The 13,260-nt window shown below is 66.5% G+C and carries 10 protein-coding genes and 1 pseudogene; 4 read left to right on the plus strand and 7 right to left on the minus strand.

Going from position 1 to position 13,260, the window contains the following annotated elements; translation table 11 throughout:
* Positions 1-90 precede the first annotated feature (90 nt).
* Genes glp through M0209_RS03325 form a run of 7 tightly spaced genes read right to left on the minus strand, consistent with a single transcriptional unit; the run spans position 91 to position 7,523 of the window.
* Positions 91-1,269 carry a gephyrin-like molybdotransferase Glp gene (gene glp / locus M0209_RS03295; protein WP_258886878.1) on the minus strand — a complete coding sequence of 393 codons (1,179 nt, stop codon included), beginning with the start codon at positions 1,267-1,269 and terminating at the stop codon, positions 91-93.
* On the minus strand, positions 1,266-1,733 hold the full coding sequence (gene moaC / locus M0209_RS03300; RefSeq protein WP_258886879.1) for a cyclic pyranopterin monophosphate synthase MoaC: 468 nt from the start codon (positions 1,731-1,733) through the stop codon (positions 1,266-1,268). Before moaC ends, glp begins: the two co-directional genes overlap by 4 nt.
* The gene (trpC, locus tag M0209_RS03305) at positions 1,726-2,511 is read right to left on the minus strand and encodes an indole-3-glycerol phosphate synthase TrpC (protein WP_258886880.1); all 786 of its coding nucleotides are present in this window, start codon (positions 2,509-2,511) and stop codon (positions 1,726-1,728) included. Before trpC ends, moaC begins: the two co-directional genes overlap by 8 nt.
* Positions 2,508-3,485, minus strand: a complete 978-nt coding sequence (gene trpD / locus M0209_RS03310; RefSeq protein ID WP_258886881.1) for an anthranilate phosphoribosyltransferase — start codon at positions 3,483-3,485, stop codon at positions 2,508-2,510. Before trpD ends, trpC begins: the two co-directional genes overlap by 4 nt.
* On the minus strand, positions 3,482-4,066 hold the full coding sequence (locus tag M0209_RS03315; RefSeq protein ID WP_258886882.1) for an aminodeoxychorismate/anthranilate synthase component II: 585 nt from the start codon (positions 4,064-4,066) through the stop codon (positions 3,482-3,484). Before M0209_RS03315 ends, trpD begins: the two co-directional genes overlap by 4 nt.
* On the minus strand, positions 4,063-5,595 hold the full coding sequence (gene trpE / locus M0209_RS03320) for an anthranilate synthase component I (protein ID WP_258886883.1): 1,533 nt from the start codon (positions 5,593-5,595) through the stop codon (positions 4,063-4,065). Before trpE ends, M0209_RS03315 begins: the two co-directional genes overlap by 4 nt.
* Positions 5,592-7,523 (minus strand): SurA N-terminal domain-containing protein, encoded by a 1,932-nt coding sequence (locus M0209_RS03325; protein WP_258886884.1) that lies wholly within the window; start codon positions 7,521-7,523, stop codon positions 5,592-5,594. The genes trpE and M0209_RS03325 overlap by 4 nt, the downstream gene beginning before the upstream one ends.
* A 44-nt stretch (positions 7,524-7,567) precedes the next feature.
* Between M0209_RS03325 and tpiA the strand changes: the two genes are divergently transcribed.
* The 4 genes and pseudogenes from tpiA to M0209_RS03345 all read left to right on the plus strand — a co-directional run bounded on the left by tpiA (position 7,568) and on the right by M0209_RS03345 (position 13,216).
* A complete protein-coding gene (gene tpiA, locus M0209_RS03330) occupies positions 7,568-8,278 on the plus strand; it encodes a triose-phosphate isomerase (RefSeq protein WP_258886885.1) in 711 nt (236 codons plus the stop codon).
* 231 nt (positions 8,279-8,509) lie between these two features.
* Positions 8,510-8,869, plus strand: a pseudogene (gene secG / locus M0209_RS03335) (preprotein translocase subunit SecG); the annotation flags it as partial.
* A 277-nt stretch (positions 8,870-9,146) separates the two neighbouring features.
* The gene (locus tag M0209_RS03340) at positions 9,147-10,781 is read left to right on the plus strand and encodes a CTP synthase (RefSeq protein WP_258886886.1); all 1,635 of its coding nucleotides are present in this window, start codon (positions 9,147-9,149) and stop codon (positions 10,779-10,781) included.
* A 107-nt stretch (positions 10,782-10,888) separates the two neighbouring features.
* Positions 10,889-13,216: a TonB-dependent receptor gene (locus M0209_RS03345; protein WP_258886887.1), complete on the plus strand. Its 2,328-nt coding sequence runs from the start codon at positions 10,889-10,891 to the stop codon at positions 13,214-13,216.
* Positions 13,217-13,260: the final 44 nt, after the last annotated feature.

A 13,260-nucleotide genomic window follows, 5' to 3' on the forward strand; every position in this document is an offset into this window, starting at 1 on the left:
CGCGGTGGCTCCTTGGGAACGAACGCGAAACGTGTAGGGAACATCAGGTTCAGCGTCAAGCCCCTTTTGTTCCGGCCCCTATAGCTTGTGTCAGCCGAGCAGGATGGCCTCTACCGGTTGACCGGTGGGGGTCGCTTCGGACCCGGCGGGGCGGACGATCAGGGCGTCGGCTTGCGCGAGACTCGACAGGACGCCGCTGTCGGTTGAGGGCAGGGGGGCGAGTGCGCTGCCCACCCAGCGCGCGCGGACGAAATCGGTGCGCGGGCCGACGGCGGGCAGGGGGGCGTTGCAGCTGGCGGGGATGCGGCGCGGCAGCGGATCGCGCGCGCCCGACAGGTGGCGGACGAGCGGGAGCAAGAACAAGGTCGCGGTGACGAACGCGCTGACCGGATTGCCGGGGAGGCCGAGGACGATAGTGGTGCCGAGCGTGCCCGCCATCAGCGGTTTGCCGGGGCGCATCGCGACTTTCCAGAAATCGAGGCTTGCGCCGAGGTCGATTAGCACCGGCCGCACGAGATCGTGATCGCCGACCGATGCGCCGCCGCTGGTGACGAGGATGTCGCAGTCGTGCGCGCGGGCGAAGGCGGTGGCGAGCGCGGCGCGGTCGTCGGGGACGATGCCGAGGTCGACGAGTTCGACCGGCAGGGGGCCGAGCATCGCGGCCAGCATCGGCGCGTTGCTGTTGGGCAGCCGGTCGTTGCCTGTGTCGGCTCCGGGCAGAACCAGCTCATCGCCCGTTGACAGTATCGCGACGCGGAGGCGGCGGTGGACGTCGAGGTGGCCGTGCCCGCCCATCGCTGCCAGCGCCAGACGCGCTGGGTTGAGGTGGTCGCCAACGGTGACTAGCCGGTTGTCGCTGGCGAAATCGGATCCTGCACGGCGGATATGCGCGCCCTGATGCGGTGGGCCTTCGCCGGTGAGCGTCAGGGCGTCAACTTCGCGTGCGACTTCTTCCTGGATGATGATCGTGTCCGCGCCGTCGGGGACCGCTGCGCCGGTAAAGATGCGTGCGGCCTCGCCTGTACCGACATGGCCGCCAAACGGCATTCCCGCCGCCGACTCGCCAACAACGCGCCACGGCCCCGGCAGATCGCCGTAGCGGATCGCATAGCCGTCCATTGCCGACAGATCGCGCGCGGGTTGAGTGCGGCGGGCGGTCACATCGTGGGCGGCCCAGCGCGCCGTCGCCTCCAGCAGCGGCACGGTCTCGACCGCCACCGGTACCCCGAGCGCTAGGATGCGTGCCTGCGCTTCGTCGGGGGTGATCATGCGTGCCAGTCGCCCGATTTGCCGCCGGTTTTGGACAGCAGCCGGACTCCTTCGATCCGCATCGCGCGGTCCATTGCTTTCGCCATGTCGTAGAGGGTGAGCAGTGCGACCGAGACGGCGGTCAGTGCCTCCATCTCGACGCCGGTCGGGCCGGTCGTGCGGGCAGTGGCGGTGGCGGTAATTGCGGTTTGGCCGAGGGTGAGGTCGACGGTGACCGACGACAGCGCGATGGGGTGGCAGAGCGGGATGAGGTCGCTGGTCTTCTTCGCTGCCATAATGCCCGCGACGCGTGCGACGGCGAGGACGTCGCCCTTTTTGGCGGTGCCGTCGCGGATCGCGGCGAGCGCGGCACGCGACATCTCGATGCGGCCTTCGGCAACCGCCTCACGGGCGGTATCCGCCTTTGCCGAGACGTCGACCATGCGCGCCGCGCCGGTTTCGTCGAGGTGGGTGAGGTCAGCCATTGAGCAAGGCCCGGGTCGCCGCCTCGACATCGGCCTGCCGCATCAGGGTTTCCCCGACGAGGAAGGTACGGACGCCGTGCGCGCTCATCGCCAGCAGGTCGGCGTGGCCGGTGAGGCCGCTTTCGGCGACGAAAGTGACATCCGCAGGTGCGCGTCCGACGAGTTCATAGGTCCGCGCGAAATCGACCGAGAAATCGCGCAGGTCGCGGTTGTTCACCCCGATCAGCCGCGACTTCAGGCGCAGCGCGCGGTCGAGTTCTGCCGCGTCATGGACTTCGACCAGTACGTCCATGCCGTGTTCGAGGGCGGCGGCTTCGAGCTCGGCAGCGAGCGCGTCGTCGACGGCCGCCATGATGACCAGGATGGCATCCGCGCCGATGCTGCGCGCCTCGGCGACCTGCCACGGGTCGAGCATGAAATCCTTGCGGAGGATTGGCAGGGTGCAGGCGGCGCGGGCCGCGACGAGATAGTCGTCATGGCCCTGAAAATAGGGCGCGTCGGTGAGCACCGACAGGCAGGCAGCGCCCCCGGCTTCATAAGCGGCGGCGTGCGCCACAGGGTCGAAATCGGCGCGGATCAGGCCCTTGGAGGGGCTGGCCTTCTTGACCTCGGCGATGAGCGCGAAGCCGGTTTCGGCCTTGGCTTTCAGCGCCGCATGGAAACCGCGTGGTGGCGTTTGCGCGGCGGCAAGCACATCCAGATCGCCAAGCGACCGCACGCCTTTACGCCGCGCTACTTCCTCGCGGGTGGTCGCGCAGATTTCGTCGAGCTTGTTCATCGATACGCGATCCAGCAGTCGAGCAGAGTGTTGGCAAGGCCCCGGTCGATGACCTCACCGGCTTCCTCGATCCCCTCGCGCCAATCGTGGGCGTGCCCCGCCACGATCAGCGCGCCCGCGGCGTTGAAAAGGACAGCGTCGCGATACGCGCCGACCTCCCCCAGCAGCATCCGGCGCAGGGCCGCTGCGTTATACGCGGCATCGCCGCCGCGCAGGGCGACGAGCGGGTGGCGGGAGAGGCCGACGTCCTCGGGGGTGATGTCGACGGGTAGCTGGCCAAGGCGCAGGACCGTGCTGGTCCCGCCGACAGACAGTTCGTCGAGCGGCTCGTGCCCTGCCACCAGCATCGCATCCGCCATACCGAGCAAGTTCAGTGCTTCGGCATAAACCGGCAGAAAGTCGGGCCGGGCGACACCGATCAGCTGGCGCGTCACGCGCGCTGGGTTGCACGCCGGGCCGGTCAGGTTGAAAATCGTGCGCCGCTGGATCGATTTGCGGATCGGCGCAAGGCGGGCGAGCGCGGGGTGGTGATTCTGCGCGAACAGGAACGCGATGCCGAGGTCGGCCAGCGTTGCTTCCGCCGTCGCTGCCGCACGGTCGAGATCGAGGCCGAGTGCCTCGAGTGTGTCCGCGCCGCCAGCCTGCGACGACGCTGCGCGGTTGCCGTGCTTGGCGACCGGTACGCCGCACGCCGCGACGACAATGGCGACGGCGGTCGAGACGTTGACGCTGTTCGACATGTCGCCGCCGGTGCCGCAGACGTCGATGGCGTCGGCAGGTGCGGCGACTGGGATCATCCGCGCGCGTATGGCAGTGATGGCGGCGGCGATTTCGACCGCGGTTTCATCGCGCAGCGACATGGCGAGCAGGAAATCGCGGATCGCGTCGTCGCTGGCTGCGCCGTCGAGCATCGCCTCGAACGCCGCGCTGGCGTCCTCCGCCGAAAGCGGCGCGCTGGCATCGGGAAGTGTCATGCCCGCGCCGCGACTTTCAAGCCCGCGAGCGTCATGAAGTTGGCAAGCATCGCATGGCCGTGTTCGGTGGCGATGCTTTCGGGGTGAAACTGGACGCTGTGGATGGGGAGCGTCGCATGACGGAAGGCCATGACATGACCGTCATCGCTGGTCGCGTTGACGATGAGGTCCGACGGAATGTCATCGACCACGAGCGAATGATAGCGTGTTGCCGTGAAGGGGGAGGGCAGCCCCGCGAACAGCCCGGTCCCGTCGTGCGTCACGGCGCTGGTCTTGCCGTGCATCAATCCGCCGCGCACGACCCTGCCGCCGAAATGCTGGCCGATGGCCTGATGCCCAAGACACACGCCGAGCAGGGGGCGCGCAGCTTCGGCACAGGCCGCGACCAGATCGAGCGAAATCCCGGCTTCGTTCGGGGTGCACGGCCCCGGCGAGATCAGGAACGCTTCCGCGCCGCTCGACATCGCCTGCCCGACGCCGATGGCATCGTTGCGAACGACCTCGACCTCGGCCCCCAGCTCCATCAGATAATGGACGAGGTTCCAGGTGAAGCTGTCATAATTGTCGATGACGAGAATCACTGGCCGTACCCTGCTTCACTGGCGACACGAACCGCTTCGCGCGCGGCAGCCATGAGCGCCCCAGCCTTCGCCTCGCACTCGCGTTGTTCGTAGTCGGGGTTCGAATCCGCCACAATGCCCGCACCGGCCTGCACGTGCATGACACCGTCTTTCACCACGGCGGTGCGGAGGACGATGCAGCTGTCCATGCTGCCGTCGGGGCTGAAATAGCCGACGCCACCCGCATAGGCCCCGCGCGTTTCGGGTTCGAGCTCGGCGATGATCTCGCAGGCGCGGACCTTGGGCGCGCCGCTGACCGTGCCTGCCGGGAACCCCGCGAACAAGGCGTCGAGCGCGTCCTTGGCGGGCGAGAGCTTTCCGACCACGTTCGAGACGATGTGCATGACATGGCTGTAGAATTCGACAGTGTAGCTGTCGGTGACGGTGACGCTGCCTGCGGTCGCGACGCGCCCGACATCGTTGCGGCCGAGGTCGAGCAGCATCAAATGCTCGGCGCGTTCCTTGGGGTCGGCGAGCAGGCTTGCGCGGTTTTCGGCGTCCTCGACGGCGGTCTTGCCGCGCGGACGCGTGCCAGCGATCGGGCGGATCGTGACCTCGTCGTCGCGGACGCGGACGAGGATTTCGGGACTGGACCCCGTCAGCGAAAAGCCGGGCAGATCGAGGTGATAGAGGAACGGCGACGGATTGATCCGCCGCAGCGCGCGGTAGAGATCGAACGGGGGCAGGGTGAAGGGCAGAGTGAAGCGCTGGGCGAGGACGACCTGAAAAATGTCGCCGGCGGAAATATACTCCTTCGCGCGGGCGACCATCGCGGCGTAGCGACCGGGGGGGAGGACAGGCGTCGCCTCGGCGGAGGCCGAGGCCGCTGTCGATGGAGTACGCCCGTTCGTGGCGGCCCCGGCCTCCGCCGGGGCGACGTAGGGCTGGGCAATCCGCGCGATAGTCGCTTCGATCCGCTCGACCGCGTCGTCCAGCCGCCCGCCCGGCCATACTGGCGCGACCACGAACAGACGGTCCGCCAGCCGGTCGAACACCAGCACCACCGTCGGCCGCACGAACATCATGTCAGGCAGGTTCAGCGGGTTTGCGGGGGGACGCGGCAAATCCTCGACCAACCCGACCGTCTCGTAACCGAAATAGCCGACGAGGCAGGCGAGTGCGCGCGGAAGGCCCTCGGGCACGTCGATGCGGCACGTCGCGACCAGCGACCGCAGCGCGTCGAGCGTCGTCTCGGCGAGCGGCTCAAAGGCGTTGCGGTCGGTCAGCCAGTGGCGGTTGACCTCGGCAGCGGCCCCCTGCGCGCGGAACACCAGATCCGGGGCAAGGCCGATCAGGCTGTAGCGCCCGCGCACGGCACCGCCCTCCACTGATTCGAGCAGGAAATCGCCACGCCCGGACTCGATCAGCTTGAGCGCTGCCGAGACCGGGGTCTCGGTATCGGCAATCATATCGCGCCAGACGAGCGCGGGTTTGCCCGCTGCGAGCAATTGCGCCGCCGCCGCGTCGCGCGCAGCGACGTCGGGGCTCATCGAGCGCCGCTGCCCGTCAGCGAAGCCTTGAGCTTGGCGAGCCCGGCATCGCTTTTGGTCGCGCCCACTTCGGCGCGGACCGCCTTGGCGAACTGTTCGACATATTCGTCACCGATGGCGCCCGACAGCTGCTGCTGCGTCGCCTGGATCAGGCCGGGTGCCGTCCGCGCATCGCCGGCGACGATCTTGTCGACATAGACGACATACCAGCCCTGCTTGCCCTCGACTTGCAGGGTGCGCGCGCGCTTTTCGGGCATCGCGAACATCATCGCGAGCGGCGGGGGAGCTTTGCCCTGCGCCTGAGCGAGTTCGAGGCGGCGCGCACCGGCGGGCTGCGCCGGGGGCAAAGCGACCCCGACCGATTGCAGCGCCGTGCCCAGCGGCGTGCCCGCATTGACCGCAGCAACGATCTTGTCGGCAGCAATCTTGGCAGCCTTCGATCCTTTGTCGACCTGGACATCGGCGACGACCATCGCGCGCACTTCGGCCAAGGGCTTGGGCGCGGCGGGCACTTTGCGGTCGAGCTTCCACAGGACATAGCCCGCGTCTCCGGCGAGCGTGGCAACCGCCGGATCGTCGTCAGGCTCGGCACGGAACGCATCGGTCAGAAATGCCGCAACTTCGGGCGCCGCCCGGTAACCCGGCACGTCGAACGATGTCCCGCCGCCGGTCAGCGCAGGTGTCGTCTCCACGGTCAGTGCGTATTTCTTGACGAGTTCATCGAAGGTGACGTTGTTGCCCGCGTCATCCTCCATCTGGACGATCAGGTCGGCAATCGCGCGCTTTTCCTTTTGTTCGGTGATTTCGGCCGCAAGCTTGGCGCGCACCGCCGACAGCGGCGTCGCGGCAATCCCCTGGACCGCATCGACGCGCACGACATGGAAGCCCAGCCCCGATCGTTCGACGGCGGCGAAATCTCCCTTGGCGGCGGCAAAGGCGGAGTCGGCGACGCGTGCGCCGGTCAATTGCGCAAAGGCTGTCTTGTCGGTCGAGGCCACCGTCAGCGGCTCGCGCTGCACCGACTTTGCCGCGTCGGCAATCGACATGCCGCCCCTGACCTTGTTCAGCAGGTCGTTGGCCTGCGCCTGGGTCGGCACGATGATCTGGGTAAAGGCCCGCTTGTCACGCGCGGCATAGCTGGCGTCGGCGGCATAGGCGCTCTGGATTTCGGCATCGGTCGCGACCGATTTGGCGGTCACGCGCGATTTGTCGAAACGTGCATAGCGGACGACGCGCCGCTCCGGCAGCGTGTAGCGGGCAATGTTGCGCTGATAGAAGGTCTGCAATTCGGTGTCGGTCGGGGCGGTCTTGGGCTCGAATGCCTTGCTCGGCACCACTGCGACCTGTCCGCTGCGGCTTTCGAGCAGTAGCGACGCGTACGGCAGGATCAGCTTTTCGGGCACCCGCGCCGCGCCTGCTGCCGGGATCGCCAGCATCTTGGTCAGTGCCTCGCGCGCGAAATCGTCGCGGACCACTTTCTCGCTCAGTTTCCGCTGCGCCAGCACTTGCGCGAAGGTCGTCTGGTCGAACCGGCCGGTCGGGCCGTAAAAGGCGGGAATGCTGGAGATCGCGCCATCGACCAGCTTTTTGCTCGCGACCATGCCCTGCTGCGCGGCAAAGATTTCGAGCGCGCGGCCGGTTATCGTCAGATCGACGGTTTTCTCGACACCGCCGCCGGCCACGAACTGGCTCATGTCCATTTCGGGATTGCGCCGTCGTTCGCCTTCGAGCTGGTTCTGGACGCGACGGGCGAGTTCGCCCTCGTCGATGTCCTTGCCACCGACCGTCGCAACCGCGCTGCTGCTGACGCCGGGCAGGCCGAAACCGCTCTTGCCCTCATAGAGCGTGACCACGAACGCAATCAGGATCAGCGCGAAGATGCCGATGCCGATGGGGGATTTGGAGAAACGACGGAAAAAACCGAGCATGATTGGACCTTGAGCGCGTGGAAATGTCCCCATAGAGGCGCGGCATGACACTTCGCAAGCTGATCGCTGGAAACTGGAAAATGCACGGCAGCCTGTCCGTGCTGACCGAGATCGACACTATTGCCGCAGCCGCCAAGGGGCGCGACGTCGATGTGGCGATCTGCCCGCCGTTTACGCTAATTGCGCGTGCAACCGGACGCGGTGTCGCTATCGGCGCGCAGGATTGTCATGCCGCCGCAAAGGGCGCGCACACCGGCTGTGTGTCGGCGGCGATGCTAGTCGAGGCGGGGGCGGCATATTGCATTGTCGGCCATAGCGAGCGGCGCGCGGACAATTTTGAGACCGACGCCGACGTGAAGGCCAAGGCCGATGCGGTGATCGGAGCGGGCATGACAGCGATCTTGTGCGTAGGCGAGACTGTCGAACAGCGTCGAGCAGGGCAGGCCGTGGAAGTGGTAGAGGCTCAACTGGCGGGGTCGCTGCCCGCGTCGCGCGACAACCTTGCCATCGCTTATGAACCCGTCTGGGCCATCGGCACAGGCCTTGTCCCGTCCAACGCCGACGTTGCCGAGATGCATGCCGCGATCCGTGCTGTCGTCGGGCCGGACGTCCGCATTCTCTATGGCGGGTCGGTCAAGCCGTCGAATGCTGCGGAACTGCTGCATGTCGCCAATGTCGACGGCGCGCTGGTCGGCGGGGCTAGCCTGACCGCAGCGGATTTCGTGCCGATTATCGAGGCGGTCTCAGTCAGATAATACTCCTCCCCAGCGTAGCGCAGGGGAGGTGCCCGAAGGGCGGATGGGCCGCCGCGTCCAGCGGCGGGACGCCCCCGCCGCAACAGTGCCGCTCGCTCCGCTCGCGCCCCTCCGGCGCTGTCGCGCCACCTCCCCTGCGCTGCGCTGGGGAGGAATTGGTGGTGGCGGTTGTAACAACCGTCCCACGCCGCTATCTGCGCGCCTCTTTCCCGTTTCAGAATAGACCATCCCATGCTCACCTTCCTCCTTGTCGTCCAGGCGATCGTCGCCGTACTGCTTGTCGGCGTCATCCTGATGCAGCAGTCGGAGGGCGGTGGCCTTGGCATGGGCGGGAGTCCGACCGGCCTTATGTCGGCGCGCGGTGCCGCCGATTTCCTGACGCGCGCGACGACGATCCTGGCAACCCTGTTTATCGGGCTGTCGATCCTGCACGCTGTGCTTGCGACGCGGACGGGTGCCGGGGTCTCGACCATCGATACGTCGCTGGCCCGGCCACAAGCCCCCGCGGCACCCGCGCCCGAACCGACTGTCCCGGTGGCGGGTGCGCCGGCACCGGTGACCACTGCGCCTGCACCGCTGACGACCGCGCCAGCGCCGGTCGCGGTACCGATGGCGACGGCGAAGCCCAAGGTGGAGCCGCGTCCCGAGCGCACGACGCGCCCCGCAGCACGCACCGAAACACCGCGCGCTGCCACGGTGACGCCGCCGCCGGTTACTTCGACCGTGACGCCGTCGATTCCGAAAGCCGCCCCGTCGACCGCGCCCGCTCCGACGACCCAGGGTCCGCCCGCCAACAGCAACTAATTTCGGTCCGCGCGGATTCGCTGCCTTGCCCTTTGCGGGCCGGGCAGGTTAAGCGCATCCTCCCATGGCGCGGTTCATTTTTATCACCGGCGGCGTGGTTTCCTCGCTTGGCAAAGGGCTGATGGCGGCATCGCTTGCGGCACTCCTGCAAGCGCGCGGCTACCGTGTCTGCATCCGGAAATTCGATCCTTATCTGAACGTCGATCCGGGCACGATGTCGCCGTACCAGCACGGCGAAGTCTATGTGACCGATGACGGGGCGGAGACCGATCTCGACCTCGGCCATTACGAGCGCTTCACCGGCGTCGCGTCGCGCCAGTCGGACAATGTGACGAGCGGTCGCATCTATCAGCAGATCATCCAGCGCGAGCGGCGCGGCGATTATCTGGGGGCAACTGTGCAGGTGATCCCGCACGTCACCGATGCGATCAAGGCGTTTGCGCGCGCGGAAACCGATGATGTCGATTTCGTACTGTGCGAGATCGGCGGGACAGTGGGCGATATCGAATCGCTGCCCTTCATCGAGGCGATCCGGCAACTCCGCAACGATCTCGGACGTGGAAACAGCGTCTCGGTCCACCTGACGCTGGTCCCCTATATCGCAGCGGCAGGCGAGCTGAAAACCAAGCCGACGCAGCACAGCGTTCGCGAACTGGCGGCGCTTGGCGTCCAGCCCGATGTGCTGGTGTGTCGCAGCGAACAACCGCTACCCGACAGCGACCGTGCCAAAATCGCGCTGTTCTGCAACGTCCGCAAGGAAGCGGTGATTTCCGCCCTCGACGCCAAGACGATCTATGCGGTGCCGCTGCAATACCACCGCGAGGGCCTCGACGAGGAAGTGCTGCGCGCTTTCGGGATCGAGCCGACCGCCGATCCCGATCTGTCGCGCTGGTCCGAAATCGAGGACCGGCTGGCGAACCCCGAGGGCGAAGTCACTGTCGGCGTCGTCGGCAAATATGTCGGCCTGCCCGACGCGTATAAGTCGCTCAACGAGGCACTGGTGCACGGCGGTATCGCCAACCGGGTCAAGGTGAAGGTCGAATGGATCGATGCCGAGCTGTTCGAACAGCCCGACAGCGACGTCGCCGCGCGGCTGGAGCCGCTGCACGCCATCCTCGTCCCCGGCGCCTTTGGTGAACGCGGCGCGGAAGGGAAGATCGCCAGCGTCCGCTTTGCCCGCGAGCGCGAAATCCCCTATTTCGGTATCTGTTTCGGGATGCAGATGGCGTGCATCGAGGGTGCGCGGAATGTCGCCGGTATTGCAAAGGCCAGCTCGACCGAGTTCGGCCCGACCGACGAACCGGTGGTCGGCATCATCACCGAGTGGATGAGCGCCGAAGGCGTGCAGAAGCGCGAATCGGGCGGCGATCTCGGCGGCACGATGCGGCTCGGGGCGTACGGGGCCAAGCTCGGCGGCAATAGTGTGGTCGCGGGCGTGTACGGCGACACGGAGATCAGCGAACGCCACCGCCACCGCTGGGAAGTCAACACGGCGTACAAGGAACGGCTGGAAGCGGGCGGCCTCGTTTTCAGCGGCATGTCGCCCGACGGGATGCTCCCCGAAATCGTCGAGCGGCCCGACCATCCGTGGTTCGTCGGCGTGCAGTTCCATCCCGAGCTGAAGTCGAAACCCTTCGACCCGCATCCGTTGTTCGCGAGCTTCATTCAGGCAGCGGTGAAACAGAGCCGATTGGTCTGACCGACACCGCTGTCATGCGGCTCCGGCTTTCAGCGCCACAAGTTTTGCTCGTTTCCTAATTCCGATAGTTTCAGTGGAGTATCGACCTACCCCATGAGGAGTCGTCGATGCGCCGCGCCCTGTTGATTGCCTTGCTTGCCCTGCCATTGCCTGCCGTCGCGCAGGATTTGCCGCCCGCTGCCGCTGCCGCAGCCGACGCCGATCAGGCAGGCGACGCGATTGTCGTTACCGCGCGCCGCCGCGAGGAATCGTTGCAGGATGTACCGCTGCCCGTCAGCGTGTTCAGCGAGAAGCAACTGACCTCGACCGGGGCTTACAACATCGCCCGCGTCGCGCAGATCCAGCCGGTGATCCAGTATTACGCGTCGAACCCGCGCAATTCGGCGATCAATATTCGCGGACTCGGCGCGCCGCTCGGCCTCACCAACGATGGCATCGAGCAGGGGGTCGGGCTGTACATCGACCAGGTCTACTACAGCCGCCCCGCGGCTTCCGCGCTCGATTTCATCGATACCGAACAGATCGAGGTGCTGCGCGGGCCGCAGGGGTCGCTCTACGGCAAGAACACGACGGCGGGCGCGATCAACATCCGTACCCGCGCGCCCAGCTTTACGCCCGAGGCACGGGTCGAGCTGACCGGCGGCAATTACGATTTCTTTCAGGGCAAGGGCAGCGTGTCCGGCCCCCTGAGCGATACGCTTGCCGCGCGCTTCGCCGTGGTCGGGTCGACCCGGCGCGGCACCGTCCGCAACGTCCGCACCAATGAATGGACCAATTCGCAGGACAATCTGGGGCTGCGCGCGTCATTCCTGTACAAGGGGATTGAGGACCTGAGCCTGACGCTTGCCATCGATTACAACAAGCAGCGTCCGCGCGGGTACACCCAGGTTGCCGTCCGCACCTTCCCGACTTTGCGCGCCGCCAACCGCCAGTTCGGGGCGCTGGCGACGACGCTCGGCTATCGCCTGCCGACGACCGATCCGTTCGACCGCGTCACCGATGTCGATGCGCCGCTGCAGTCGAACCAGGACCAGGGCGGCGCGTCGCTGATCGCCGAATGGGCGGCGGGCGATAACACCGTCACCTCGGTCACCGCCTGGCGGTTCTGGACGTGGCGGCCCAAGAACGACCGCGACTTTATCGGCCTGCCGATCACCACGCGGTCGGAGAACAACAGCGACCAGCGCCAGCTGACGCAGGAGTTTCGCTTCGCGACCAGCGGCAACAACAAACTCGACTTCACCGGCGGCATCTTCGGCTATCGCCAGACCATCGCGACCGACAGCGTGACCGCGCAAGGGGCGGCGGCGAACCAGTGGACCAACGGCCCGACCGCGAATCCCGCCGTGCTCGACGGGCTGACCCAGCGTGCCGCGATCTACTACGCCAACAACAGCCTTGCCGCCTATGGACAGCTCACCTGGAATGCGACCGAGAGCATCCGCGTCCAGCCCGGTATCCGATTCAATTTCGATACCAAGGACGCGACCTACAACGCCACGCAGAGCGGCGGCATCGCCAATCCGACGGCGGCGCAACAGGCCCAGAAGAACGCCTCGCTGCCCGCGCAATCCTACACCGCCAGCTACAAGGCGTTCAACGTGTCGGGCGATATCAACATATCGTGGCGGGTCGCGCCCGATGTGCTGCTCTATGCGGTTGCCTCGAAGAGCTTCAAATCGGGCGGACTCAACCTTAACGGACTGCCCGCGCTGGCCGATGGCGTGACCCCGGCGCTGGCGCTCGCGCAGGTCAAACCCGAGAGCGTCACCCATTTCGAAGGGGGGGTGAAGGCACAGTTCTGGGACCGCAAGATCACCGCGAACCTCACGGCCTATCACACCGACATCAAGGATTATCAGACCACCGTCAGCAACGGCGCGATTGGCATCGTGCGTGGCTATCTCGCCAACGCGGACGTCCGCATTCAGGGGGTGGAGGGCGAGTTCAGCCTGCGCCCGAACGACCGGTTCACCGCTTACCTGAACTTCGCCTATAACGACGGCGTCTTCACTCGCTTCCCCGATGCGCCGGTCGCCCCCGAGAACACAGGCGGCACCGCGCAATCGATCGACATCAGCGGCGCACGCTTCCCCGGCGTCTCGAAATGGTCGCTGGCCTGGGGCGGCGAGGCCAATGTCCCGGCAGGCCCGAACGGCGGGCAATTCTATGTCGGGGCCGATGCCAGCTATCGCTCGTCCTATTCCTCGAACGCGACGCCTTCGCCGTATTTCGTGGTCGATGGCTTCAGCATCGCCAATTTCCGCGCTGGATACCGCGACGACAGCAATCTGGACGTGTTCGCCTGGGTGAAGAATGCGTTCGACACGCACTATTTCGAATTCCTGTCGAACCAGCCGGGGAACAACGGACTGGTCGTCGGGCAACTGGGCGATCCGCGCACGTTCGGGGTGACAGTGGCGAAGAAGTTCTAGCCGGCGTTGACGCGGCCGATCTGGCAGCATAGCTCTTTCTCATC

Origin of the sequence: Sphingomonas sp. SUN039 (assembly GCF_024758725.1) — a bacterium.
In the GTDB taxonomy this organism is placed as follows: Bacteria; Pseudomonadota; Alphaproteobacteria; order Sphingomonadales; family Sphingomonadaceae; genus Sphingomonas_O.